We start from the raw sequence: 24,778 nt of genomic DNA, 5'->3' as shown, positions 1-24,778 counted from the left end.
ATTATTTCATTTGATTTAATAGCTTTTGCACATCACCTTTTTTGAAGGTCCCATTGGTAGATAAGTCTTCTAATAATTGAATAGCTTTTTCTTTTTGATTTTCTTTCAGATAAGCCAGCGATAAATACCACTTACCTCTTTCTATTAATTCATCTTTTAAAGCAATGTGTTGTTCTAATAAAGGAATGGCCTCTTTAGTTTGATCAATAGCTAATAACGCATTTGCTTGATATAATAGGAAATAAGGTTTTTGGGTGATCTCATATAGCTTTCCAAATTGTTCTGCCGATACTGCGTATTCTTTATTCTCGTATGAAGAAAAAGCAGCAATTTCTTCATTGTCATCTGCTGTTCCTCTTACAATAGGAGTTACTACATTTTTGTAAGGCTCAAAATTAGAAGCATATAGGTCATTAGTGCTAACACCAAAAGGATCTAATAATGAAATAACTCCTAGAGAAATTATTAATAATATAGATGCAGCTACTAATAGTTTTTTGTAATTAAATAGTGGTACTACCTTGGTTTCGTTAGCGGCAATTTTAGCTTCAAAATTAGCCATTTGTTTTCTCAAATCATCTCTATCTTCTGCGCCAGCTACATTTTTCAAATTTGATAGTAGATCTAGATCCTCTTTAAATGAGATATCATTTGCAAGCAGATCATCGAACTGCTCTTTTTCCGCGGGAGTCAGTTCTGAATGTAGAAATTTGTCTATTAACTCTTCTCGTTCCATTTAAGCGGGGGTTTTAATTAATTCTTTAAGGGATTTTATACAACGGGATTTCTGGCTTTTTACTACATTTTTGTTTTCGTAGCCTAAGCTTTCAGTAATCTCGTCAATCGTTAGTCCCCGATAATAGAATAAGGTTAACATTTCTTGACAACGTTTTCCTAAATTTTTAAAATGTTGTCGTAATAATCGCTGTTCTGGACTCAATTCAGGTTCCTCAAAAAAGTCTTGATCTTCAGATGTTTCTTTAAATTCCACGCTACTTTCATAGGAGATGGTTTTTTTCTGTTTCTTGAGTTGATCGTAGATCATATACTTTCCGATACTAAATAAATAAGTCTTAATAGAGCTTTTAATAGCATCAAGTTTCCCATTGATTGCATGTTCTCGTAAGGCAATAAAAGCTTCTTGATATATATCTATAAGTACATCGTGATCCAGATCATACTTTTTTGCAAACTGCAAAAAAGCATTTCTATACTCGTTATAGATTTTTTCTAATGCTTGATTACGCCCTTTTTTTAGCGTTAAGAGTTCTTCCTTCATACTTGGTCACCTGACTATAGGGTAATAGGTTCATCTTATTTTCCAAAGATAAAGTTAACCTTTTTTATAAAAAGGATACAAAGAGATAAAACCAAACAATATAATTATGAAAACTACAAAGCAAATAATCGGAATAGCGGTATTGTTTATTTTAATGATAACACCGCAACATGTAGAAGCTCAGTTTTGGAAGAAAGTAGCAAAAACTGCTGAAAAAGCTGCAGAAAAGACCATATTAAAAAAGACAGAGGAAAAAGTTTCTAAAAAGACTGGTAAAACAATTGATGATACTGTCGACGGAAAACCTAAAAGCAAAAAGAAGAAGAAAAGTAAGAAAACTAAAAAAAGTAATGACGCCGTAATTTCTTCTGATACAGTAAATGAAACGGAGGAATTGGAAAATGGAAAACCTGCTTTTGCTGCGTATTCCAAATTTGACTTTGTCGCTGGAGAGAATATTTTGGCTTACGAAGATTTTAGTCAGGATGAAATTGGAGATTTGCCAGCAAGGTGGAACTCTTCTAACTCTGCAGAGGTAGTTACTTTAAATAATACCGAAGGTAGATTCATTCAAATAGGAACGGGAAAAGGGTCTTATGTTCCTGAATTTATCGAAGAGTTTCCAGATAATTTTACATTGGAATATGATGTTGTATTCGATTTTGATGTGGCGCAATACGCATATCAAAGAGATTTAATGGTTGTTTTTTCTGATTTAAAAAATCCCGGATATAGCTTGCAGGATGGAACACCTGGAGATAACGGTTTCTCATTTGCTATACGAGGTGGCATCAGCGGTGGTGGAGGAATTGATATCTATAAATATAACAAAGACAGAAACCTAGATCTTCGTTCTAAAAAAGGAATTGAGCTTCTTGATAAAGATAATAGAGGAAGAGGAGAAAAAATACACGTATCTATCTGGAAACAAAAACAAAGAATGCGTATTTATATTAATGAGCAAAAAGTATTCGACATACCTAGAGCTTTTGAAAAAAACACTATTGTAAAAAATCTAAAATTCTTCTCAGAAATATCAGAAGAAAATACATTCTATTATTTAGGGAATATAAGATATGCGATTGGAAAACCTGATATGCGAAACAAACTGATAACCGAAGGGAAACTGGTGACATATGGAATTACTTTCGACACTGGAAAAGCTAGTTTGAAATCCGAATCTTACGGTACTATCAAAAAGATAGCAGGTGTGCTTACTGAAAATCCATCGGTTAATGTGTTAATTACTGGCCACACGGATAAAGACGGTGATGATGCTTTTAATCAAAAACTATCTGAAGAAAGAGCAGTTTCAGTTAAGAAGACTTTAGTAAGTGAGTTTGGTATTGACTCTTCTAGGCTAAAAACTGAAGGAAAAGGGGAGAGTGATCCAGTTGATAATGGTGATACTCCAGAAGCAAAAGCAAAGAATAGAAGAGTTGAATTTAAAAAAATGTAAAAAAGAATGTTTACCTCTTTGTCTTTAACGACACTAATGAAAAAACTTGATAATAATTAAAAATGAAAACAATGAACACAAAATTTAAAAGTATAGGTACAATGATTATGATAGCGCTAGCATTAGTGTTTCAATCTTGTGGTAATGATGACGATGGTTTAGTAATTGAAAATGAAAATCAACTTGAAAATCTTCAAGGACGTTTTGAGCAATATGAAGAATCTATTGGTAATATAGAAGCTCCAGAAGCAATGGAAGGATATGCGCAAGACAATGTATATGCGTCTAACGCTGTATGGACCATCGCATCGCTACAAGTACAAGCATTAACATATTCTTCAATTTTTCTAAGCATTCCAACTGATGCCGAGCAACAAAGTGTTGTTGGTAAAAACGGGAGCATGGCAGATACTTGGGTTTGGAGTGCAGGTGGTGTTACGCTTTATTATACAGTAACATCAGATGCTGCTTTTGATTATTTTACATATGATATAGAAGAAGGAGGAGTGCGAAGAACTTTTTATGAAGGTAGAATTAGTAAAGACGGTAATTTCTATGAAGTAAGATTCAACGGTGAAGACGGAAGCTTTATTCTAATGACATATAGAAAAACGGGTAGTGTGATTACCTTCACTATAGAAGATCATAATAATGATAAAATAGAAATGATTTATAATGAAACGGATAGGTCAGGATCAATTAAGGCTTTCGAAGCTGGAGTATTGGCAGAAAGTTTTGTTTGGTCAGGTGACGGAACAGGAGTGTATACGAATCATGTTACAGGAGAAACATTCTCTTGGCCATAAGATGTAAATATAAAATTACCCTTTGGAAAAATCATACTCGTTAATTCAGGTATGATTTTTCTTTTTATTCTATTTTTTTATTAAAAATAAAATTTTTCTTGTCACTTATTAACGTGTGGTTTTGCCGTAAAATAGGGGTTTTTTTTAGTTTTGTTTTTGAAGACAAAAAACTGTGTTAGCAACTGAAAAATAAGTGTTTTTTGAGGTTACTAACAGTGTTGTTTATATCTTTTTTTGTTAGTTTAATTATTTGTAAATCAGTAGCTTATATGGTTTTTGGTAAATTTTGATTTTTATTGCTTAATTCCCTTCGTGTTGAAAACTTTGTTGAAAACGTTTGCCAAATTTTTGTGAAACATTTGGAGCATTTTTTGATCTTTGTTAGTCCGTAGCGGAAACAAAAAAATAGATAACTAGCTTAAAGAAAAAAAGATGAATGCAGTAGAGCCAATTTTACAAGAAAACAAAGACAGATTTGTTATTTTTCCTATCAAACATCATGACATTTGGGATTGGTATAAAAAATCAGAAGCTAGTTTCTGGACGGCAGAAGAAATTGACTTACATCAGGATATTACAGATTGGAGTACAAAGCTGACAAATGACGAAAGATATTTTATCAAACATATATTAGCATTCTTTGCTGCTTCAGATGGAATTGTTAATGAGAATTTAGCTGAAAATTTCGTAAATGAAGTTCAATATAGTGAGGCAAAGTTCTTTTATGGATTTCAAATTATGATGGAGAATATTCACTCTGAGACCTATTCTTTGTTAATTGACACCTATGTAAAAGACGAAAAAGAAAAAGATATCTTATTTAAGGCAATTGAAAATTTTCCTGCGATTAAGAAAAAAGCGGATTGGGCATTAAAATGGATCGAATCTGATTCTTTTGCAGAAAGATTAATTGCATTTGCAGCAGTAGAAGGGATTTTCTTCTCAGGAGCGTTTTGCTCTATATTTTGGTTAAAGAAACGTGGTCTAATGCCAGGTCTTACATTTTCTAACGAGTTGATATCAAGAGATGAAGGTGTGCATTGTGATTTTGCAGTACACTTACATAACAATCACCTGATTAATAAAGTGCCAAAGGAAAGAATTCGTGAAATAATTGTTGATGCACTTAATATTGAAAGAGAATTTATCACAGAATCTCTTCCAGTAAGTTTAATAGGAATGAATGCAAATCTAATGACACAATATCTAGAGTTTGTTACGGATAGATTGTTGTTAGAGTTGAATTGTGAAAAAGAATATGGAACTGCAAATCCATTTGATTTTATGGATATGATCTCATTACAAGGAAAAACTAATTTCTTTGAAAAGAGAGTATCGGAATATCAGAAAGCTGGAGTTCTTAATAAAGATACCGAGGATAATAAAATAAGTTTTGATGCCGATTTTTAATCTCTAAAAGTCACTTCAGAATAATAATATTTTCATTCTGAGCTAATTCATATAGGAGATCTATAAAAGTAACCGATTAGCTCAGTTTGATTAAGCTTTCTAAAAGCTTGCCAAAACAAAAAAAGGCGAAAGTCAATAATTGTATTTTACTTGTATAAATTCTCTGATTTGTATAATGCAGAGGTTTCTTTTTAGTATCTGATTTCGGGGGAGATCACGCAATTAATTATGACTTTCAGTAATTAAGAGGAATATAAACACAAATTAATATCGTAGTTCTTCAAAAGAAGAATTTTATAAAAACCAAAAACGTATGTATGTAGTAAAAAGAGACGGTCACAAGGAGCCAATTATGTTCGACAAAATTACCGCAAGGGTAAGAAAGCTGTGTTATGGGTTAAATTCACTAGTTGATCCAGTAAAAGTTGCCATGAGGGTTATTGAAGGATTATACGATGGAGTAACTACAAGCGAGCTGGATAACCTTGCAGCAGAAATTGCAGCTACTATGACGATCGCACACCCTGATTATGCCAAACTTGCAGCGAGGATATCAGTCTCTAATTTACATAAAAACACTAAAAAGACCTTCTCTGAAGTAGTGAAGGATTTATATGAGTATGTAAATCCTAGAACAGAGAAGAAAGCACCATTGATCTCTGATGAGGTGTATGAGGTAATCATGGCTAATAAAGAAAAGTTAGACTCTACGATTATCTACAACAGAGATTTTGGATACGATTATTTTGGTTTTAAAACATTAGAGCGTTCATATTTACTTAAGTTAAATGGTAAAATAGCAGAGCGTCCACAGCATATGTTAATGAGAGTTTCTATAGGAATTCATCTAAATGACCTAGATGCAGCTATAGAAACGTATGAATTAATGTCGAAAAAATATTTTACACACGCGACACCTACGTTATTTAATTCTGGTACTCCAAAACCTCAAATGTCTTCTTGTTTCTTATTAGCAACCAAAGAAGATAGTATTGATGGTATTTACGATACGCTAAAACAAACAGCAAAGATTTCACAATCTGCGGGAGGAATAGGATTGTCTATACACAATGTTAGAGCCACAGGATCTTATATAGCAGGTACTAATGGTACGTCTAATGGTATTGTGCCGATGTTACGTGTGTTTAATGATACAGCGCGTTATGTAGATCAAGGAGGAGGAAAACGAAAAGGTTCTTTTGCGATTTATGTAGAGCCTTGGCATGCTGATATTTTTGACTTTTTAGATCTGAAGAAGAATCATGGAAAAGAAGAAATGCGTGCTCGTGATTTGTTCTACGCAATGTGGATTCCAGATTTATTTATGAAACGTGTACAGGAAGATGCAGAATGGACATTAATGTGTCCTAACGAATGTCCTGGTTTATTCGATATGCATAGTGAAGAGTTTGAAGAAACCTATGTGCGTTATGAAGCAGAAGGAAAAGGGCGTAGAACTATTAAAGCACGTGAGTTATGGGAGAAAATTCTAGAATCACAGATTGAAACTGGTACTCCTTATATGTTGTATAAAGATGCAGCAAATAGAAAATCAAATCAGCAGAACCTTGGTACGATTCGTTCGTCCAACTTATGTACAGAGATTTTAGAGTATACAAGTCCAGATGAAGTAGCGGTATGTAATCTAGCTTCTATAGCATTACCAATGTTTGTGAAAAATGGTGAGTTTGATCACGAAGAGCTTTTCAGAATCACAAAACGTGTTACTAAAAACTTAAATAAAGTAATCGACAGGAATTACTATCCGGTAAAGGAAGCTGAAAATTCTAATATGCGTCACCGTCCGATTGGATTAGGAGTGCAAGGATTAGCAGATACTTTTATCCAGTTAAGAATGCCGTTTACTAGTGATGAGGCTAAAAAGTTAAATCAGGAGATTTTTGAAACGCTATATTTTGCAGCTGTAACTGCCTCTATGGAAGAAGCTACTGTAGATGGACCTTATCAAACATATGAAGGATCTCCGATCTCTAAAGGAGAATTCCAGCATAATTTATGGGGAATTAAAGATGAAGAATTAAGTGGTCGTTGGGACTGGGCTACACTTCGTAAAGAAGTATTAGAGCATGGAGTTCGTAACTCGTTATTAGTGGCGCCAATGCCTACAGCATCTACTTCTCAGATTTTAGGAAATAATGAAGCTTTTGAGCCATATACAAGTAACATTTATACAAGACGTGTATTGTCTGGAGAGTTTATCGTTGTAAATAAACATCTTTTAGAAGATCTTGTAAAACTTAATTTATGGAGTGATGATCTTAAGGATGCAATTATGAGGGCTAATGGATCTATTCAGAATATAGATATCATACCTCAAGATCTTAAAGAGTTATATAAAACAGTTTGGGAGTTGAGTATGAAGGATATTATCGATATGTCTCGCCACAGAGGATACTTTATAGATCAATCTCAATCGTTAAACTTATTTATGGAAGGTGCAACAATGGCTAAGCTTACGTCTATGCATTTCTACGCTTGGAAAAGTGGATTAAAAACGGGAATGTACTATTTAAGAACGAAGTCTGCTGTAGATGCGATTAAGTTTACATTAAAAACTGAAAAGAAAGAACAGCCACAAGCAGAAAAAGTAGCAGTGGCTGCTGCACAGGTTATGGAAGCGCAATCCACTCCTAAAGCAGAACCACAAGCGGAACAAGTACAAGTTTCTGCAGAAGGAACTTCGTTAACTCCCGAAGAATTGAGAGCGTTAATAGCGCAATCTAAAGAAGCTGAAGGAGATGATTGTTTAATGTGTGGGTCTTAATTAAGACCATTTATATAGGGCAAGAAAGGGAAGTTTTGAAAGCTTCCCTTTTTTATTATCCCAAAAACAACAAAAATTGGAATGGAAAGGGTAACAAATAAGATGTTTTCGATACTTAGACATATGAAGGGTTTTAAAAAATTGCTTGTATTTTAAGAAAGCGCTTTTTTACTATCTTTAGAACCCCTGATCTAAAAATACCTACAGTATGGAAGAGATAACGATCCAACTACCCCACTGCTCTCAGTGTAATGAAGAAATGCTTAGTAATGCCAAATTTTGTACGTATTGCGGTTTTCCCGAAAATGGAGACGATAATGAAAAAGCAAAATTTCACGCCCAAAAGGTGCTTAAAAAAAGCCAAATCAGAGAAGATCGTAAAAAAATTAGTTCTGCAAGAAATACATTGTATTGGATGGCGGGCATCTTCTTTGTTTCAGGATTGATTTTGTTTATGAATCTGGGAGATATTGCCGTTCTTATAGCTGGTGCTATTCTTGCTATTATCTATTTGGTCCTTGCATATTGGTCTCAGAAAAAACCGTTTGCAGCAATCTTGTCTGGTTTACTATTATATCTTATGGTGATAGCGGCAAACGTAATTGTAGAGCCTTCTAGTTTGTTTAAAGGTATACTTCTAAAGGTCATTATTCTTAGTTTTTTGATAAAAGGAATGTATTCTGCATCACAAAGTATAAAAGAACAATAATATGGATATGATTTGTAGAAATTGTGGTGCTTCTTTAGAAAACGCGGTTAATTTTTGTCCTAACTGTGGAACTTCTATTAAGAAGAAAATTTCTGGGAAAATAAAAAGAGAACATCTTAATCTTGTCATTGCATTTTACATTGCTATGTTGGTGTTTTTGATGATGAACTATTTTTTGTTTAATGAAGAAGGTTCATTACTTCAAGAGATTGCTACAGAAATCATTTTTGCTTTGATTATTATAGGTTTTACGTTTTTTGATTTTAAGAATATCATGAAATTGTATCGATTTCCTAAAATTAAACCACTCTATCTTTTGGGATATCTTGCAATACCATTTGCCTCTGCATTCATAGTGTATTATTTAATAGAGTTTATCAATACAGAAGTATTTGAAGAGTATTACAATTACTATTTTACGTATATCAATTATCCAAACCCGATGTTTTGGGCTATTCTTTTTGTGGCTGTTTTTCCACCAATTTTTGAAGAACTTGGATTTAGAGGTTTTTTATATAATCAATTGAAGAAAATCACCAATACAAGAGTGACTATTATTCTAACAGCGTTTATTTTTGCCATCGTACATTTTTCGGTAATCTCATTGTTATGGATCTTTCCATTCGGATTATTACTTGGATATTTACGACACAGATATAATACTTTATGGATAGGAATGATAATTCATTTTATACATAACTTCATAGTGTTATATTTGGACTATTATTATTTTGATAGCACATTGCTAGAATTTTGACAGTATGATGAACTGGGAACAGCTTCTTTCTTTGAAAAGACAGGGAGATACGAATAAAAGATTACGAAAAGAACAAGACGAAACACGATTAGGGTTTGAAGTAGATTATGACAGGATTATATTTTCTTCAGCTTTTAGGAGTTTACAAGATAAAACACAGGTAATTCCTTTATCCAAAACCAGTTTTGTACATACACGTTTGACCCATAGTTTGGAAGTTTCGGTTGTCGGTCGTTCGCTAGGACGTGCTGTAGGTAAAAAGGTTTTAGAAAAACATCCACATTTGGCTGCAATTCATGGATATCAATTTAACGATTTTGGAGCTATTGTAGCTGCGGCCTCCTTATCACATGATATTGGAAATCCCCCGTTTGGACACTCAGGAGAAAAGGCAATAGGAGAGTATTTTGCTACTGGAAAAGGGAAGAAGTATAAAGACTATTTGACACCCAAACAATATCAGGACCTTATTGATTTTGAAGGAAATGCGAATGGGTTTAAAATTCTAACGGAGTCCAGAAAAGGAATAGAAGGTGGTTTGCGATTATCGTATGCTACTTTAGGAGCTTTTATGAAATATCCAAAAGCATCTTTGCCTAAAAAACCGACTCCTCATATAGCGCATAAGAAGTTTGGATATTTTCAGAATGAAAGTGCATTTTTCAAAGAAGTCGCCGAAGAAGTTGGTTTAATTCCGCAACAAATTGGAGATGAAATAACCTATAGCCGTCATCCGTTAACTTTTTTAGTAGAAGCAGCAGATGATATTTGTTATACTATTATTGATTTTGAAGATGGAATTAATTTGGGACTCATACAAGAAGAGTATGCGTTGGAGTATTTGATTAAACTGGTAAAAGACTCTATAAATACAGCTAAATACAACAGTCTGTCTACTACTGCAGATCGACTAAGTTATCTTAGAGCACTTGCTATAAATACATTAATTCAAGAAGCGGCAAATACTTTTATTACATACGAAGAGGATATTTTATCCGGTAATTTTGATACAGCACTTATCGATAAGAGTAAGTACCAAGCGCAAATAGATGATATTATCAAAATCAGTGTTGCCAATATATACCAAAGTACAGAAGTGGTTGAAAAGGAAATCGCTGGATATGAAATTTTGGCAACTTTATTAGATCGGTATTGTACAGCAACCAATAATTATAATAATCAAGAAACTTCTAATTATGACAAATTAATCTTGAAAGCTGAAGGAAGTAATTTTGATTATACGCATGAAGATCTTTATACCAGATTAATTAGTATAAGCAATTATGTTGCAAGCCTTACGGATGGAAATGCTTTATTGAAATTTCAGAAAATAAGAGGTTTACAGGTATAATCAAACACTATATAAAGGATAAAAGATTAGCTAAAAAGTTAAATCTTTCTAGAGTGATATACTAAAGTAGTTTTTTAAGTCATTCTTTGAAAGTTTTGACGAATAATTCCGACAGCAGTATGCATATGGTGCATTGTATCCATACGTTTGATTTTAGCATATATACAATGGAATAGAAATCTAATGTTAACATTTAAGATTTCTTTTTTCATTATTTTAGACAGCTAATTTTAGAGATAGTCATCGATTTAAATAATTTGAAAATGAAAAAATACTACGTAGGTATTCTGTTTTTTGTGATGATTCTTCATTCCGTTAGTTCGAATGGGCAGTCTTCAAATCTTCAATTGATTAAGGATTATTTAATAGCGGAAGGAATGTCTCCGAATGATGTTCTGGGGTTACAAATACAAAGAGAATCTTTTTCTAACAGCTTAAAGGCTAATAATGTATATGTTATTCAGGAATATAATGGGATTCCAATTTATAATGCGATAGGTAGTTTCGTTTTAAAAAATGGTAGAATACTATCTAGTACCCAGAAATTTCACAAAAATCTTTCACAAATCGTAAATACAACACGTCCTTCGATTTTAGCCGAAGACGCTGTACAATATGTAGCTTCTGATGCTGGGATTAATGCTCCTACTAATTTGAAAACAGTACAGAAGAAAGAGAATAAGACAGTAGTTTTTTACGACGAGAAAGTTTCTGAAGAGGAAATACCTGTTCAGCCTATGTACGTTTGGAAAGACGAAACATTAATACTTACTTGGGATGTTAGTATTTATACCTTAGATGGAAAGCATTGGTATAGTACTAGAGTAAATGCGTTAAACGGAGAAGTAGTTGATAAAACAGATTGGATGACAGAATGTACATTTGATCATTCTCATGTTAAAGAGAAATCTTCGGCAGTAATAAATAAGAATTCTTTTGGAGTTCATGCCAGAGAATATGATTTTTTTATGGATGGAACATACAATGTTTATCCTATTCCAGCTGTAGAGAGTCCTAATCATGGAGATAGAGTCTTAGTATCTAATCCAGCGGACGCAACAGCATCACCTTTTGGTTGGCATGATACTGATGGTGTAAACGGTGCAGAATTTACCACTACTAGAGGTAATAATGTAATCGCTTCTGAAGATGTAAATGCTAATAACGGAATTGGAAATTTGGCAGACGGAGGTGCTAATTTAGTATTTGACTTTCCTTTTGACCCTAATGCCCTAGTAGAAAATTTTGAAGATGCCTCAATAACAAATCTATTTTATGGTAATAATGTTGCCCATGATGTTTGGTATCATTACGGATTTGATGAAACTGCAGGTAATTTTCAGTTTAATAATTATGGAAGAGGAGGATCTGACGGTGATGAGGTTTTTGCAGATGCTCATGATGGTTCTGGTTTTAATAATGCTAATTTCGGAACGCCACCTGATGGTTTTAACCCAAGAATGCAAATGTTCTTATGGAACCCACAGGCGGATCCATCTGTTAACACTTTTGTTGTGAACGGAGGAACGTTAGGAGGATCCTATACTACTGTTGATAATTCTTTTAATCCAGGGCATGTAGATGCTCCCGAATTTCCGAGTGGACTTACAGCCAATTTAGCTCTTGCAATTGATGATGATTCTTCAGCAGATGCCAGTGATGCTTGTTCAGATATTATAAATGCTGCTGCACTTAATGGAAGAATTGCGGTGGTAAGAAGAGGTTCTTGTAATTTTGATGATAAAGTAGCTAGATGTCAGGCTGCAGGTGCTGTTGCTGTTGTAGTAGTAAATAATGTTGCGGGAGACCCTATAGCGATGGCAGGAGATGATGGTAGTATTACTATTCCTGCAGTGATGATTGGCAGAGATGATGGAGAGGCATTAATTGCCGAAATAAGTTCAACAACGATTAATGTTACCTTATCAGATATCGGAAGAAATTTTTTTGCAGAAGATAGTAGTTTTGATAATGGAATCGTAATTCATGAATATGGACATGGAATTTCTACTCGATTGACCGGAGGAGCTAATAATTCTGGATGTTTAACTTCTTGTGCGGAAAGAGATGTTGATGGTAATTGTATCCAATTTACTGAACAAATGGGAGAAGGATGGTCAGATTGGTTTGCCCTGATGATGACTATAGAATCTGGAGACGCTGGAGTCGATAGTAGAGGAATAGGAACGTATGCCGCAGGACAACCAACAACAGGTGGAGGAATTAGACCATTTCCATATAGTACTAATATGAGTATTAATCCTGTAACCTATGCTGATACTAATAATGAAGCAAATTTTTCTGCTCCTCACGGAGTAGGATCTGTATGGGCATCAATGATCTGGGATTTGGCGTGGGCTCTTATAGAAAGAGATGGTTTTGACCCAGATTTATATAATGGTACTGGAGGAAATAATTTGGCAATGCAGTTGATCATCGATGGATTAAAGTTGCAATCTTGTAATCCTGGTTTTGTTGACGGGCGTGATGCAATACTGATGGCAGATGAAGTTGCAAATTCAGGAGCGAACGCTTGTTTAATATGGGAAGTGTTTGCAAGACGCGGACTTGGTTGGAGTGCTTCACAAGGTGATCCTCTTAGTAGAACAGATCAGACAGAAGCATTTGATATTCCGCCATCATCAGAAGTATCTTGTTTCTTAAATGTTGAAGATTTTGATGAAAATATCTTCAGAATTGCGCCAAATCCTTCTAATGGAAATTTTGTAATTAATGTTTCCAGAGGTTTTGGAGAGAGTAATGTGAGTATTCTTGATCTAAATGGTAGAGTGGTATATAATAAAGAAATTCTACTTGATAATTCTTATAATATCAATGCCGAAAATTTAAGAGCTGGGATTTATTTACTACAGATTGAAACCAGAGAAGGAAATAGATTCACTGCTAAAATTGCAATCCAGTAATAGTTGTATCGCTAAAGAAGATTAAGAATAGTTTCTTTTATTTTTTCTGCAGAAATACCACAGATATTTTGTAATTCTTCTGTGGTTCCGTGATCAATAAAATTATCTGGGATTCCCAAGGTATGTATTTTATTGCTCGATTTATGTTGATTTGCAAAGGAGATTATAGAATTACCAAAACCACCTTGGATAACACCATCTTCTACTGTAACGAGTATTTTGTGTTTTTGTAATATTTCTTTTATAAGTTTGATATCTAATGGTTTTATAAAACAAAAATGATAGTGACTTATTTTTATTGAAAGTGTATCCAAAGCATCTGAGACATTATTTCCAATCGTGCCGGTAGATAATATTGCTATATCAGAATCCATTTCTAAAAGGCATTTTCCTTTACCGATTGGAAGCTCTGTCATATCTTTTTTCCAATCTAAAATTCTACCTCTACCTCTTGGGTATCTTATGGCGATTGGATTATCCAATCTCAAAGAAGCTGTGTATAATAAATTTCGCAGTTCAATTTCATTTAGTGGTGCCGCTACAATCATATTTGGGATACAACTTATATAAGCAATATCAAAAATACCATGATGAGTCGCTCCATCTGCTCCCACCAATCCAGCTCGATCAATACAAAAGACTACAGATAGATTTTGCAAAGCCACATCATGTATTAGTTGATCATAAGCACGTTGAAGAAAAGTAGAATATATGGTGCAAAATGGTATTAATCCTTGTGTTGCCATTCCTGCAGCCAAGGTAACAGCATGTTGTTCTGCAATACCCACATCAAATGCTCTATCTGGCATTTCTTCCATCATATATTTTAGAGAGCTACCAGTAGGCATGGCAGGAGTAATTCCGATAATATCTTTATTTTTTCTCGCTAGCTCTAAAATAGTATGACCAAATACATCTTGAAATTTTGGAGGCTCTTGGATATCTTTTTTAGGAACTAATTCTCCAGTAGCAGCATCAAATTTTCCAGGTGCGTGGTATTTTACCTGATTTTCTTCTGCTTGTTTTAACCCTTTCCCTTTAGTGGTAATAATATGCAATAATTTAGGGCCTTTTTTATTTTTTAAGTTTTCTAAAGTTTTAAGTAAACCAGGTAAATCATGACCATCAACAGGACCAAAATAAGAGAAGTTAAGTGCCTCAATAATATTATCCGTTTTGGGTTTATATCCTACTTTGGCTTTGGTTAAATATTCTTTTAAAGCACCGACGCTTGGATCAATTCCTATAGAATTATCATTAAGAATTACTAACATGTTTGCATCGGTAACACCAGCATGATTAAGACCTTCAAATGCCATTCCACTAGCGATAGAAGCATCCCCAATTACTGCGATATGTTGTTTCGAGATATTTCCTTGTAATTTAGAAGCAATAGCCATCCCTAAAACAGCAGAAATAGAAGTGGAGGAATGTCCTACTCCAAAAGTATCATAATCACTTTCGCTACGTTTAGGGAATCCACTAATACCATGTAATTGTCTATTGGTATGAAAAAGATCTTTTCTTCCTGTAAGAATCTTATGAGGATATGCCTGATGTCCTACATCCCAAACCAGTAAATCATTTGGAGTATCAAAAATATAATGCAAAGCAATAGTTAATTCTATAACGCCTAAACTCGCTCCCAAATGACCTTCTTTGGTGGCTACGATATTAATAACAAAATCGCGTAATTCTTTTGCTAATACTGGTAATTGATCAATAGAAAGCTTTCTGAGATCTTGCGGATATTTTATACGAGAAAGTAATTTTTCTTTCATGAAGCAAAAGTACTATTTTGAAATGAGCTGGAGTATCAATTTAAAATTAGATATATAAGTTTAGTAGAATATTAATTTCAGTAAAATAAGAACAATTATATTTATTAGTTTTACTTGAAATTGAAATTATTATGTTTGATCCCTATGATGATTCTCATTTTATGAGAAAAGCACTTCAGGAAGCTGAAATGGCTTATGATAAAGGAGAAATACCTATTGGAGCGGTAGTAGTAGTAGCCGATAGGGTTATTGCTAGAGCCCATAACCTCACAGAACTTTTAAATGATGTTACAGCACACGCGGAAATGCAGGCGATTACGGCAGCAGCTAATTTTTTAGGAGGTAAATATCTTAAAGAGTGTACTTTGTATGTAACGATAGAACCGTGTCAGATGTGTGCTGGTGCTTTGTATTGGAGTCAGATTGGTAAAATCGTATATGGAGCAAGAGATGAACAAAGAGGATGTATTAATATGGGAACTAAACTTCATCCAAAAACCAAAATGGTTGGAGGTGTTTTAGCAGAAGAATGTAGTGAAATACTAAAGCGCTTTTTTGTTGAAAAACGAAATCTAAATTGATTTGAATATTACCTCGATCGCGTAACTTTAGTAATAAGGAAATCAAGGGAGGTTTACTTTATTTAATCGTTGGTCTATTATTCAATACGTACTAAAAATTTAAAAGGTTTGAAAAATACAATTGCAGAGCGAATTCAGGATTTTTTAAAACAGTTCCCGCCTTTTAGTTTGCTTTCTACAGAAGAATTGTTGTTTGTTTCTAGCCAAATTAGAGTATTGTATTTAGAAAAAGGAGCTTATGTGTTTAAGCAAGATGAGCAATGTCATGACGAATTCTATATTGTTAGAGAGGGAGCAATAGGGTTGTACAGAACTACAGAAAATATTCAAAACTTCGTGGATATTTGTGATTCAGGAGATCTCTTCGGATTGCGTATTATGATTATCAAAAAGAATTATCGAATGGCTGCTTTGGCTAACGAAGAGTCCATCGTATATGCAATTCCTTCTTCCGTTTTTAAACCTTTTATTGATGAAAATAAAGAAGTAAATAATTTTTTATTAGAGACTTTTGCTACGCATGCTAGAAACTATTTTACCGAAACCGAAAAGGGGAAAAAAATAGATAATACTATTACCATCGAACCGGCTAGTGATCTGTCTACATTACGCACTATTTCTTATCGTAAAAAGCCTCTTACGTGTACTTCTGAGGCTATTGTAAAAGATATTGCTATAGAGATGAATACTAAAAAATCGGATGCGATCGTTGTTGTGGATGAACAAAAGTATCCAATAGGAATTATTACAGATAGTGATCTTAGAGCTAAAGTTGCTACCGGATTAACTTCAGCCGAATCTCGTGTTACAGAAGTAATGACAACACCCGTAAAAACGTACTCCAAAAGAATAACAGTTGCAGAAGCACAAATAGCTTTAATTAAAAACAACATAAGTCACCTTTGTATTACAAAAGATGGCACGCGCAACTCTAAAACCGTTGGTGTTTTTTCTAATCATGATTTGTTAGTATCCTTTGGGAACAATCCTTCAGTTTTGATAAAGGAAATCAAAAGAGTAAAAAAAATCCAGCGGTTACGATATATCAGAAAACAAGTAGAAAGGTTGTTAACTACCTATTTAGAGCAAGATATTCCTACAATGCATATTTTAAATCTTATTTCAGAGATAAATGACGCCTTAGTAGTTCGAACGATTGATTTGTCTTTACAAGAGATGGATTCTTCACCACCAGTATTATTTAGTTTTTTGGTATTAGGAAGTCAGGGAAGAAGAGAGCAATTATTAATTACGGATCAGGATAATGCTATTGTATTTGAAGATGTTGAGGAAATAAGGTATCCAGAAACCCAAAATTATTTTTTAGAGTTAGCAAGAAAAATTACTAAGAATTTACATACGATTGGTTTTGAATATTGTCCAGCAGAGATGATGGCTAGTAACCCAAGATGGTGCATGTCGGTATCCGAATGGGAGAAACAGTTTAGAGATTGGATGACAACTCCGACTGAAGAAAGCACTTTGTTGTCGTCTATATTTTTTGATTTTCAGGCTGTATATGGTGATACTGATATGGTAAATCAATTATCGGATGTCGTATTTGATGGTGTGAACAAGAGCAAAAGATTTCTCGGGTTATTAGGTGTTAGCGCATTACAAAAACCATCTCCTTTAGGCTTTTTTAAACAATTTTTAGTAGAACAAAACGGAGAACATAAAGATACTTTCGATATTAAAACAAGAGCGATGATGGTCTTAATAGATGGTGCACGAATTTTAGCGTTATATCATAATCTAAAAGGAATAAATAATACGTTACTTCGTTATGAGAAACTTGCAGCATTAGAACCAAATAATAAAGAACTTTTCGAAAGTTGTGCAAAAGCTTTTAGGGTATTATTAAAGTTTAGGGCAAGACAAGGATTGATGCACAAAGATTCAGGGAGATATATTCAATTAAATACACTTAGCAAGAACGATAAATTAAAGCTTAAAAGGTGCTTTAGACCGATTAGAGATATACAAGAAGTATTGAGGGTTCGTTTTCAATTAAAAACATATATGTAAATGAATTTTTGGTTTTCAAATAAGCATAAAAAGAATTTCCCTAAGTTTTGGGAGGAGTATCTTAATTCTTTCGAAAGCCAGATTAGTAAAAAAAAGGTAGAAGAAACCAGGTTTATTGCTTTTGATACGGAAACTACAGGTTTTGATTATAAAAATGATAGAGTTCTATCCATTGGCGCTGTGACAATTCAGAATATGAGTATTGATGTGTCTGATCAACTCGAATTATATCTAGAACAGGATGTTTTTAATTCTGAAACGGTGGAAATTCATGGAATTCGAAAAAATCATGAATATATAAGAGTTCATGAAAGCGATGCTATTGAGATGTTTTTGGGATTTATCCAAGATGCTGTTTTAATTGCGCATCATGCAGACTTTGATAGAAGGATGATCAATAGTGCGCTTCAAAGACAAGGTTTAGGCACATTGAAAAATAGGTTTTTGGATACAGGAGTACTATTTAGGAAGACCAAACATCAAATATACAGTAGGGAAAGAAAATATAATCATTATACACTTGATGAATTATGTGATGATTTGAAAATTTCCAAAAGTGATCGACATACAGCTGCTGGAGATGCTTTTATAACTGCATTAGCCTTTTTGAAAATTATTTCAAAACTGAAAATTAAACCAACAGATGTTACTTCTTCACTTTTCTAAAACAGTATTCATGTAATCGAAACCTTGTTGCAACCGTAGTTATTGTTTTTCGTCTTTTTAGTAGAATCAATCAAAATGAAAAAGGAACTTTTTGTTGTATTTTCTTTACTAGGTCTTACAGGTTTTGCACAGGAAAAAGATGTCTTGCGCGGAAAAATAGTAACAGATACTTTACAACCTCAATCCATAAATATTATCAATCTAACTAAGGGGTTAGGGGCGATTAATGATGATGTTGGCTATTTTCAAATAAAAGCAGAAGAAGGAGATACAATTGTTTTTTCTTCCGTTCAACATTATCAAAAAGCACATATTGTTACGAAGAAAGATCTGAAAAAAGCGAATCTAGCAATACAATTAGTAACCAAGGTAAATGAGTTAGATGAGGTCACAGTTTCTCAATATGATCTGTCTGGAGAAGCAAAAGAGGATATTAAAAAAATAGAAACATTCGAGGATAACCTTCCTATGTTTAATGCAAAAGTTCTGGATCCAACTCCTTTTGTAAAAGAAATGGGGGCAAAAACAGTTAGAAATACTACAGTGGATCATCGAAAAAATGCTACTGCTTTTAATTTTATTGCAGCGGGTAGAATGGTAGCGAGTCTGTTTAAGAAAAAGGATAAAACAAATCGTGGTAATGTTAGGATTCCACAGATATCTGATTTTTATCAAGCAACTTTTATTGTAGAAGAGTTAAAAGTCCCAGCAACTGAATTGTATAATTTCCTAGATTATATAAACGAACAAGCTGAAACAAAGAAGATATTAAAAACAGGAGATGAGCTTAGAATTTTAGAGCATTTGATACAGCAGAGCAAGATCTTCAATGATGAAAATAAGTAGAGAAAGTAATAATGGAAAACCAGTTTTATTATTTTTAATGAAAAGATATACGAGTATTCTGTTGCTACTGATTTCTTTCTTAAGCTTTGGTCAACAAAATTCATGGTTAAAAGGTCAGATTATAGTTAATGCATTAGAGCTTGAAGCGATTAATATTGTAAACCTTACTAAAGAAATAGGAACCATAAGTGGTAAGTCTGGCTACTTTGAGATTCCTGCTGATCCTGGAGATGTTGTTGTTTTCTCTTCGGTTCAGTTTAAACTAAAGAAGCTACAAATAACGGAGGAACAATTAAGATCAGAACACTATATAGTTTTTCTAGAACCAGAGGTGAATACATTGGATGAAGTTCATGTATCTCAATATTCTTTAACCGGTGACATTCAGAAAGATCTAGATGATATTCCGACTTACGAAAAAAATCTTCCTTTTTGGAATGCAGAACAACTTAAACAAATGGGTGTGGCCAGACCCAATGATGCACAATCGCCAGTGGAAAACACGGTGCTAAAAACCGGGAATGAAGGAGCTGGTGTTTCCATTGACCTTATAGGGTTTATTCAGGTAGTTTCGGGTATTTTTAAGAAAAAAAGTAAAGAAGATAGCTCAGAAATTCCACTAAATCAATATTACAAAGAAGAGTTTTTTATAAAAGAACTAAAGATTCCAGAAACAGAGTTTTATAATTTTATGGATTTTTTGGATCAGGAGACAGAAATACAAGCAATATTGAGTACTAGAGATGGATTAAAAATATTAGAGTATCTAATGTTTCAAAGCAAAGTATTTAGAGATAAATATAGCATACAAAAATAAAAAAAGACGCTATTTATAGCGTCTTTTGCAACCTTTCGAATATATCTTTATCCATGAATTACGCGAACCTGCGCCGCAATAATTCCTTTTCTTCCTTCTTGTTCTTGGTATTCTACTTTGTCACCTTCATTTAGAGCTTCACCATTTAATCCTGAAGCATGCACGAAAATGTCTTTTCCGGTTTCATCGTTGGTAATAAATCCGTAACCTTTAGATTCATTAAAAAATTTTACTGTTCCTTCCATTGTAATAAGATAATATTATGAATTCTAAAGGTAGCTTTTAATATAATAACAGTTGTTATTAAAATGTAAATATTTACATAATTTTAATTTTTGTCAGTTTTTTCTTCTTTAGTGAAATCCTTCATTTTCTGAAGGTTTTCTTCGGTCAACATATAATCCTTTACCTTTTTATCTTTCCATCTATGGTATATGAATAAAGGCATTAGAATAAAAGAAGCTCCAAGGATACCAATTCCAACCCATTTGTCTCCAGTAAGGTGATCTCCAGTGTTTTTATAATAATAACCTACGGATACAAGAATAACCACTGCAACGAATAATATTCTTATTATATATTTCATAATTGAATTGAGTTTTACAATGAATTTCGGACAATTTATTAACAATCAAAGGTTTTCGTAAAAAAGAGATCTAATAGTTCTACAAAAGATCCGTTTTGATACAATCAGAAGTTTTTTGAACAGTATGGTTCTAAAACATGACAAATAAAACTTATACGTAAATCAAACACAAACAAAAACTAAAAATTCACACAATGAAAAAGAAGTTACTAATTGCAGTAGCCTTTATACTTTGTTTATCAAAGATAGGTTACACACAATCAGATAAAAATTTACCATTCGTTTGGGAGAATGCAACAGTATATTTTGTCCTTACTGATCGTTTTGAGAATGGAGACACATCTAATGATATTTCTTATGGGAGACCTCAGGATGGTCCGGCATTAAGAAATTATGAAGGAGGAGATTTGCAAGGGCTTATTAATAAGATTGAGGAAGGATATTTTGATGATCTTGGAGTAAATGCTATCTGGATTACTCCACCAGTAGAAAATATTTATGGATCGGTACCAGGCGCGGGATATGGTTTTCATGGATATTGGACGAAAGATTGGACAAATATCGATGCTAATTTGGGAACGAATGAGCTTTTCGGAACATTTGTAGATATAGCACATGAACATGGTATTCGAGTATTAATGGATGTTGTTCTTAATCATGTAGGACCAGATACTAGCACGGATCAAAATCAGTCTTGGCCCGATGAGTGGGTTCGTAGAGATCCTAATTGTAATTTTCAAGGCCCTGGAGGAACAATTCCTTGTGAATTGGTAGATAATTTACCTGATATTAGAACTGATTCTAATGATAATGTTAGTCTGCCAAATTGGTTATTAGAAAAGTGGAGTCAGGAAGGAAGAAGAGATAGTGAGGAAAATGAATTGAATGATTTTTTTAACAGAACGGGTAAGTCGAGATCACCAAGAAGTTATATCATAAAATGGTTAACGGATTATGTAAGAAAATATGGTGTAGATGGATTTAGAGTAGATACTGTAAAGCATGTAGAGGAAGCTGTTTGGAAAGAACTAGAAGAAGAAGGGATTATTGCTTTAAGAGAGTGGAAGACAAATAATCCAAGTAAGAAATTAGATGATTTAGATTTCTGGATGACTGGTGAGGTGTTTAACTATAATGCGCCAAGCATGGGGAGAACATTTACAGGAGATGGATTTAATGTAGATTATTATAATAATGGATTTGCCAATTTAATTAATTTCGAATTTCGATTTAATGCCGAAGAAGGTTTAGAAAGTATTTTTAGTCGTTATGATAATTTGTTGCAAAACCAATTAGGGCAAGGGAAAAGTGCTATGAACTTTTTGACTAATCATGATACAGAAGAAGTTTTTGACCGAAATCGTCAAAAAACATTCGAAGCAGGAACAAAATTATTACTGACTCCTGGACCTGCTCAGATTTATTATGGAGATGAAACCGCAAGAACACTTACACCTGGCGGAGGAGCTACAGGAGATGCTACTCTTAGATCCAATATGAATTTTAGTGATTTAAGTAATCCAAATTCTATTCCTTCCTTAACACTGCTTCATTATCAGAAAATAGGAAGATTTAGAAGAGAGCATGTTTCTGTTGGAGCAGGGAAGCATACCAAATTACAGGATACACCATATACTTTTAAAAGAGAATATGATCAAAATGGTATAGACGATAAAGCATTAGTATATACAGGTAATGATAATGATTTTGTAGGAGCATTAGATGTTTTTGGTATGTGGACTGATGGTACTGAATTACAAGATTATTTTTCTGGTAGTTTAGCTACAGTGTCGAATGGAACAGTGACTTTTGGGACTTCCTTTGGATTGGTATTGATAGGAGAACCAACATCTCAAACTTTAAGTATAGATGAACTGGATACTCCAAATGGAAATTTTGCGAAAGCTTGGCCTAATCCTTTTACAAATTCATTACAAGTAACATTATCTACGACCAATCTTTCTACAGATGATATACATATAGAAATGTATGATCTTACTGGTAAGAAGGTGTTAGAAAATAAGAGGATAAAAATTCAGGATAGTAGTTTTAGCATTAATGCACCTCATCTAATGAATGGGATGTATTTGATGAAGATAGAATTTAATGATAGAACCCAAGTAGTTCAATTAATAAAAAAGTAGTTTGAATTGCTAAGTTTATAAAAACCTGTTGAATTTAGTTTCAGCAGGTTTTTTTTTATCGTGTAAAATGAATAAGCTTTCTTCTATAAGCGGTTAGTAGTTTTGATTTTGAGATAAAACCAAAATATTTTCCATCTTTTATCACAGGAAGATTCCATGCTCCTGTATCTTGAAATTTACGCATGGCTTTTTTAGCATCATCACTTTCATAGATAATTGAAGTTTCTACTTGTATCATTAACACTTCTACTGTTGTTTTATGATATAAAGAAACATCGAACATAATGTCCCTAATATTGTCTAAAGTTACGATGCCTAGTAAGGTATTGGATTCGTCAATTACAGGAAATAGGTTTCGGTTCGATTTGGCTACAGCTTCACTTAGCAACTGTTTCAGCGTATAATGTGGTTGTACAGATATAAAATTAGTTTCTATACAATCATCTAATTTCATAAGTGTTAACACCGTTTGATCCTTATCATGTGTAAGTAGGAGTCCTCGTTCTGCAAGAGATCTGGTATAGATATTATGTTCAATGCTGTTTTTGGAAATGATAAATGATATAGACGTTGTGATCATTAATGGAACAAATAATTCATAACTGGTAGTAATTTCAGCAATTAAAAAAATAGATGTTAAAGGAGCATGTAATACACCTGCAATCAATCCTGCCATACCTAATAAAGTGAAATTTGCTTCAGAGACCTGAAATCCTATTCCAATGTTATTAATGATTTTAGCAACTACATTCCCGAGAGCACTGCCCATTACTAATGTTGGAATAATAATACCACCGGATCCTCCAGCTCCAAAAGTAGCAGTCATTGCAATCGCCTTAAAAATGGTAATTCCCGTGAGTAAAGCTATAATCATCCAGATGTTATTGGTCATATTATCAAAAGGAGTATTTCCTATCGCTGCTAAATGATTTCCATTAAGGAGATCATTTATAAAACCCAATCCCTCACCATAGAGTGGAGGTATAAAATATAGCATCACTCCAATAGCAAATCCTCCAATAAGTAATCGATGAATTTTTTTTGGAAAACGATCAAAGAAAGATAATATCCCAAAATACATTTTAGTAAAGTATATAGATGCAATAGCAGTACCAACTCCAAGAATTACATAAAAAGGTGTATCGTAGATATCAAATTTTTCTAGTACTTGAAATCGGAACAATACTTCATCTCCAAGAAAAAAATAAGATGTAATGATAGAAGATACCGAAGCAAACAACAAAGGGAGCAAGGAGGTAAGGGTTAAATCCAGACTAAATATTTCTACAGCAAACACTAAACCTGCCAGAGGAGATTTAAAAACTGCAGATATGGCTCCTGCAGCTGCACACCCAATTAATAAAAATCTGGTTTTTGTATCTAATTTAAAAACTCGGCTTATACTAGAACTTAATGTAGATCCAGAGCCTACTGCAGGCCCCAGAAGACCTACGGATCCACCAAATCCTACGGTTATAGGAGCTAAAAGCAACGGAAGATAACCGCTTACAGGTCTTATTTTACCATCTTTCTTAGAAAGAGAATATAATATTAGTGGAATTGCTGATTTGATATCTTTTTTAAAGATAAACTTTGTAATAACATAAACTATCAATAATCCTATTACAGGTATGATAAAATAAAAAGATGTCTGCCAGGATATAATATCACTCTCCAACACTACTTGGATCAAATGTGTAATGTTTTTAAGAAGCAGCGATATTAAACCAGCACAAAACCCTACTAGTATGCTTAAGACTAAGACAAAGTTTTTGGTAGAAATATGGCGATACCTCCAAATCAAAAACCGATGCAATAAAGTCTTTTTTTTAGTTGGCATAAGAAGATT

Annotated in this window: 20 protein-coding genes; 14 read left to right on the top strand and 6 right to left on the bottom strand. The window is 33.5% G+C overall.

The window, feature by feature from the left end:
* Position 1 precedes the first annotated feature (1 nt).
* On the bottom strand, positions 2–736 hold the full coding sequence (locus ACWNT5_RS02530; protein ID WP_456516498.1) for a hypothetical protein: 735 nt from the start codon (positions 734–736) through the stop codon (positions 2–4).
* The gene (locus ACWNT5_RS02525) at positions 737–1,279 is read right to left on the bottom strand and encodes an RNA polymerase sigma factor (RefSeq protein ID WP_299894675.1); all 543 of its coding nucleotides are present in this window, start codon (positions 1,277–1,279) and stop codon (positions 737–739) included. It lies immediately after the preceding gene.
* Between the two features lie 106 nt (positions 1,280–1,385).
* Here ACWNT5_RS02525 and ACWNT5_RS02520 point away from each other — a divergent pair, with 106 nt between their 5' ends.
* The 8 genes from ACWNT5_RS02520 to ACWNT5_RS02485 all read left to right on the top strand — a co-directional run bounded on the left by ACWNT5_RS02520 (position 1,386) and on the right by ACWNT5_RS02485 (position 13,480).
* Positions 1,386–2,738 carry an OmpA family protein gene (locus ACWNT5_RS02520; protein ID WP_456516497.1) on the top strand — a complete coding sequence of 451 codons (1,353 nt, stop codon included), beginning with the start codon at positions 1,386–1,388 and terminating at the stop codon, positions 2,736–2,738.
* 71 nt (positions 2,739–2,809) lie between these two features.
* A complete protein-coding gene (locus ACWNT5_RS02515) occupies positions 2,810–3,544 on the top strand; it encodes a hypothetical protein (RefSeq protein WP_299603890.1) in 735 nt (244 codons plus the stop codon).
* Between the two features lie 432 nt (positions 3,545–3,976).
* The gene (locus ACWNT5_RS02510) at positions 3,977–4,954 is read left to right on the top strand and encodes a ribonucleotide-diphosphate reductase subunit beta (protein ID WP_299603887.1); all 978 of its coding nucleotides are present in this window, start codon (positions 3,977–3,979) and stop codon (positions 4,952–4,954) included.
* 313 nt (positions 4,955–5,267) lie between these two features.
* Positions 5,268–7,739: a ribonucleoside-diphosphate reductase subunit alpha gene (locus ACWNT5_RS02505; protein WP_456516496.1), complete on the top strand. Its 2,472-nt coding sequence runs from the start codon at positions 5,268–5,270 to the stop codon at positions 7,737–7,739.
* Positions 7,740–7,947: 208 nt separating this feature from the next.
* Positions 7,948–8,448 carry a zinc-ribbon domain-containing protein gene (locus ACWNT5_RS02500; protein ID WP_456516495.1) on the top strand — a complete coding sequence of 167 codons (501 nt, stop codon included), beginning with the start codon at positions 7,948–7,950 and terminating at the stop codon, positions 8,446–8,448.
* A gap of 1 nt (position 8,449) precedes the next feature.
* On the top strand, positions 8,450–9,205 hold the full coding sequence (locus ACWNT5_RS02495) for a CPBP family glutamic-type intramembrane protease (protein WP_456516494.1): 756 nt from the start codon (positions 8,450–8,452) through the stop codon (positions 9,203–9,205).
* A 7-nt stretch (positions 9,206–9,212) separates the two neighbouring features.
* Positions 9,213–10,556 (top strand): dGTP triphosphohydrolase, encoded by a 1,344-nt coding sequence (gene dgt, locus ACWNT5_RS02490; protein ID WP_456516700.1) that lies wholly within the window; start codon positions 9,213–9,215, stop codon positions 10,554–10,556.
* A 263-nt stretch (positions 10,557–10,819) separates the two neighbouring features.
* Positions 10,820–13,480 (top strand): T9SS-dependent M36 family metallopeptidase, encoded by a 2,661-nt coding sequence (locus tag ACWNT5_RS02485; RefSeq protein ID WP_456516493.1) that lies wholly within the window; start codon positions 10,820–10,822, stop codon positions 13,478–13,480.
* 11 nt (positions 13,481–13,491) lie between these two features.
* Here the strand turns inward: ACWNT5_RS02485 and ACWNT5_RS02480 are convergent, their stop codons facing one another.
* Positions 13,492–15,261, bottom strand: a complete 1,770-nt coding sequence (locus ACWNT5_RS02480; RefSeq protein WP_456516492.1) for a 1-deoxy-D-xylulose-5-phosphate synthase — start codon at positions 15,259–15,261, stop codon at positions 13,492–13,494.
* A gap of 131 nt (positions 15,262–15,392) precedes the next feature.
* On the opposite strand from ACWNT5_RS02480, the gene ACWNT5_RS02475 reads away from it, so the two are divergent.
* From ACWNT5_RS02475 to ACWNT5_RS02455, 5 genes are all read left to right on the top strand, one after another.
* Complete coding sequence (locus tag ACWNT5_RS02475) at positions 15,393–15,842, top strand: nucleoside deaminase (protein ID WP_299603867.1); 450 nt, start codon at positions 15,393–15,395, stop codon at positions 15,840–15,842.
* A 108-nt stretch (positions 15,843–15,950) separates the two neighbouring features.
* The gene (locus ACWNT5_RS02470) at positions 15,951–17,870 is read left to right on the top strand and encodes a DUF294 nucleotidyltransferase-like domain-containing protein (RefSeq protein WP_456516491.1); all 1,920 of its coding nucleotides are present in this window, start codon (positions 15,951–15,953) and stop codon (positions 17,868–17,870) included.
* Positions 17,871–18,536: a 3'-5' exonuclease gene (locus ACWNT5_RS02465; protein WP_456516490.1), complete on the top strand. Its 666-nt coding sequence runs from the start codon at positions 17,871–17,873 to the stop codon at positions 18,534–18,536.
* Between the two features lie 75 nt (positions 18,537–18,611).
* Complete coding sequence (locus ACWNT5_RS02460) at positions 18,612–19,382, top strand: hypothetical protein (RefSeq protein WP_456516489.1); 771 nt, start codon at positions 18,612–18,614, stop codon at positions 19,380–19,382.
* Positions 19,369–20,199, top strand: a complete 831-nt coding sequence (locus ACWNT5_RS02455; RefSeq protein ID WP_456516488.1) for a hypothetical protein — start codon at positions 19,369–19,371, stop codon at positions 20,197–20,199. Before ACWNT5_RS02460 ends, ACWNT5_RS02455 begins: the two co-directional genes overlap by 14 nt.
* Positions 20,200–20,246: 47 nt before the next feature.
* Here ACWNT5_RS02455 and ACWNT5_RS02450 read toward each other — a convergent pair whose 3' ends face one another.
* Together ACWNT5_RS02450 and ACWNT5_RS02445 are read right to left on the bottom strand one after the other, a co-directional pair.
* Positions 20,247–20,444 carry a cold-shock protein gene (locus ACWNT5_RS02450; RefSeq protein WP_299603854.1) on the bottom strand — a complete coding sequence of 66 codons (198 nt, stop codon included), beginning with the start codon at positions 20,442–20,444 and terminating at the stop codon, positions 20,247–20,249.
* 83 nt (positions 20,445–20,527) lie between these two features.
* On the bottom strand, positions 20,528–20,785 hold the full coding sequence (locus ACWNT5_RS02445) for a hypothetical protein (protein ID WP_299603852.1): 258 nt from the start codon (positions 20,783–20,785) through the stop codon (positions 20,528–20,530).
* A gap of 194 nt (positions 20,786–20,979) precedes the next feature.
* Here ACWNT5_RS02445 and ACWNT5_RS02440 point away from each other — a divergent pair, with 194 nt between their 5' ends.
* Positions 20,980–22,929 (top strand): alpha-amylase family glycosyl hydrolase, encoded by a 1,950-nt coding sequence (locus ACWNT5_RS02440; RefSeq protein WP_456516487.1) that lies wholly within the window; start codon positions 20,980–20,982, stop codon positions 22,927–22,929.
* A 55-nt stretch (positions 22,930–22,984) separates the two neighbouring features.
* On the opposite strand, the gene ACWNT5_RS02435 is transcribed toward ACWNT5_RS02440, so the two are convergent.
* Positions 22,985–24,769: a chloride channel protein gene (locus ACWNT5_RS02435; protein WP_456516486.1), complete on the bottom strand. Its 1,785-nt coding sequence runs from the start codon at positions 24,767–24,769 to the stop codon at positions 22,985–22,987.
* Positions 24,770–24,778 lie beyond the last annotated feature (9 nt).

This window comes from Aquimarina sp. 433 (assembly GCF_054054605.1).
Note: the sequence above shows the minus strand (reverse complement) of the source record. Positions and strands in the feature narration are given on the sequence as shown.